Genomic DNA, 2,499 nt, shown 5'->3' with positions numbered 1-2,499 from the left:
GTAACCGCCCGATTGGCACCGCCTGCCTGATTTTGGTGTGATCCATTAAGACACGTGCATAGCGACGTCGTTAGTGACGTGTCTTATGCGGAGGGTGTCATGCGCGGTGAGGTTTTAGGTGTTGAGCGGCGGCGGCGCTGGAATGATGATGACAAGCTGGCGATTGTTTCATCCGTTGGAGTTGACGGGGCGACGGTGACGCATGTTGCGCATAGGTACGATGTGACGCGCCAGCAGATTTACAGATGGCGGCATGAGCTTAAGAAGAAGGGGCTTTGGCCCACCGGCGAGGGCGCAGTTTTTCTGCCAATTGATTTCCATGTTACTGACGTGGTGTCATCAGCCCCGGAGCCCACACCGTTGTCTGCCGTGGAGCTTTCCTTGAGCAATGGACGTTGCTTGCGATTTGATACTGGCGTGGAAGCCGCCGCGCTGACGCGATTGATCCGGGCGGTGGAAGCGGCGTGATCGGTCCGGGAACTGGGGTTCGAGTTTATCTGGCCTGTGGGGTGACGGATATGAGGAAGGGCATCGCGGGCCTTTCAACGCTGGCGCAGGACGTGTTGCGTCAAAAGCCTGCCAGCGGTGCAGTATTTGCCTTCCGCGGGCGGCGGGGTGACCGGCTGAAGCTGCTGTATTGGGACGGCCAAGGTTTTTGCCTTTACTACAAGGTTTTGGAGCGGGGGCGGTTTCCATGGCCAAGTGCTCAGGATGGTGCGGCGCGATTGACCTCAGCGCAGCTGGCGATGCTGTGGGAAGGCATTGATTGGCGCAGGCCAGATTGGGGCGCGCCACCGGCCCGCGTTGGGTGATTTATCTATCTGATATTGCTTATTTATATGGTGAATTCATGTAGATCTTGGTAGTTTGCGCCATGCCAATGGACACCTCAGACCTGCCCGATGACCCCGCCCTTTTGAAGGCGATGATTGCGACTTTGCAGGCCGAGAATGCCAAGATATCGGCAACGCTGCAGGCGCATGATCAACTGGTGCAGGCCTTGCGGTTGCGGATCGCGAAGTTGCAGAAGCAAGCATTTGGGGCAAGTTCGGAAAAGATCGAGCGTGAGATTGAACAGCTTGAATTGGCACTGGAAGACCTGCTGGTTGCGGTCGCCGAGGCGGAAGACGCACCGCTTGATGGAGACGAGGCTGACGCACCGTCTTCTGCTACATCCGAGCCGGTTGAGAACAAACCCCGCCGTCGCCCGCGTGTCTCGGCCACGACCCCGCGTGAACGCCGCGAGCTTGATCCCGGTGCCGCGTGCCCCGATTGCGGCGGTGATCTGCGGATCGTTGGTGAGGATGTCAGCGAATTGCTCGACATGATCACAGCGCAGCTCAAAGTGATTGAGATCGCCCGCATCAAGAAATCCTGCCGCCGCTGTGAAAAGATGGTGCAGGTGCCCGCACCCAGCCGCCCGATCCCGGGCAGCATGGCGGGACCCAATCTACTGGCGCATGTGCTGGTCTCGAAATTTGACGATCACCTTCCGCTTTACCGACAGAACGAAATCTTCGCCCGCATGGGCGCTGACATCCCTGACAGTACATTGGTCGATTGGTGCGGCCGGTCGATGCAGGTTCTCCAGCCCATCATTGAGCGGATCGAGGCGCATGTCATGGCGAGCGATCTGCTGCACACGGATGATACCCCTATCCGCGTTCTGGACCGGGGACGGCGCGACAAGGGGTTGGGTAAAGGCGTAAAGCAGGGCCGGATATGGGCCTATGTCCGGGATCAGCGACCATGGGCGGGCAGCGCCCCACCTGGGGCAGTTTATTACTTTGCTCCAGATCGCAAAGGCGAACATGTGCGCCAGCACCTGCAAAACAGCAGCGGCATCCTGCAAGCAGACGCCTATGCTGGGTTCAATGCACTCTATGAGAAAACCCCCAACGGTAAAGCCCAGTTCCGCGAAGCCGCCTGTTGGGCGCACTTGCGGCGTGACTTCCATGATGTCTGGGCGTCAGACAAGTCGCAGATCGCTCGCGAGGCTCTCGACAGGATCGGGAAACTCTACGACATCGAGCGCGAAATTGCAGGCCAACCAGCAGATACGCGCCTTGCAGCACGTCAAAAGTCGAGCAAGCCAAAGGTTGATGCCTTCAAACTCTGGGCCGAGCACCAGCTGACGCGCATCCCAGGCAAGAGCGATCTGGCGAAAGCGTTCCGCTACGGCCTGAGCAGGTGGCCATCGTTTTGCCTGTTCCTAACAGATGGCCGCGTGGCCATCGACAACAACGCCGCCGAGCGAGCGATGCGCCCAATTGGTATTGGACGGAAAAACTGGCTCTTTGCGGGTGCTGACACCGGGGCGGAAACCTTGGCACGTGCCATGACAGTCATCGAAACCGCCAAGCTGAACGTCATTGATCCACAAGCCTACCTCGCCGACGTTCTCGACCGCATACACGATCACAAGATCAACAGGATTGATGAACTGCTCCCCTGGAACTGGGCACCCGCTTAAACCGCGGTATCAATCGGGCGGTTACG

At 58.7% G+C, this 2,499-nt stretch carries 3 protein-coding genes; all 3 read left to right on the top strand.

Annotated elements, in window-relative coordinates; translation table 11 throughout:
• Nucleotides 1-99: 99 nt before the first annotated feature.
• The 3 genes from tnpA to tnpC all read left to right on the top strand — a co-directional run bounded on the left by tnpA (nt 100) and on the right by tnpC (nt 2,473).
• Nucleotides 100-468 carry an IS66-like element accessory protein TnpA gene (tnpA, locus tag ACOYQJ_RS26135; protein WP_422908805.1) on the top strand — a complete coding sequence of 123 codons (369 nt, stop codon included), beginning with the start codon at nt 100-102 and terminating at the stop codon, nt 466-468.
• Nucleotides 465-812: an IS66 family insertion sequence element accessory protein TnpB gene (gene tnpB, locus ACOYQJ_RS26130; protein ID WP_316247510.1), complete on the top strand. Its 348-nt coding sequence runs from the start codon at nt 465-467 to the stop codon at nt 810-812. Before tnpA ends, tnpB begins: the two co-directional genes overlap by 4 nt.
• Before the next feature lie 62 nt (nt 813-874).
• Nucleotides 875-2,473, top strand: coding sequence for an IS66 family transposase (gene tnpC, locus ACOYQJ_RS26125; RefSeq protein ID WP_422908804.1), 1,599 nt, complete (start codon nt 875-877; stop codon nt 2,471-2,473).
• Nucleotides 2,474-2,499 lie beyond the last annotated feature (26 nt).

Source organism: Pacificoceanicola algae, from assembly GCF_049341065.1.
Classification (GTDB): Bacteria; Pseudomonadota; Alphaproteobacteria; order Rhodobacterales; family Rhodobacteraceae; genus Pacificoceanicola.
Note: the sequence above shows the minus strand (reverse complement) of the source record. Positions and strands in the feature narration are given on the sequence as shown.

What these genes read in the sequence shown, in the direction of transcription:
- tnpA (WP_422908805.1), top strand. Translation starts at nt 100, where the DNA reads ATGCGCGGTGAGGTTTTAGGTGTTGAGCGGCGGCGGCGCTGGAATGAT.
- tnpC (WP_422908804.1), top strand. Translation starts at nt 875, where the DNA reads ATGCCAATGGACACCTCAGACCTGCCCGATGACCCCGCCCTTTTGAAG.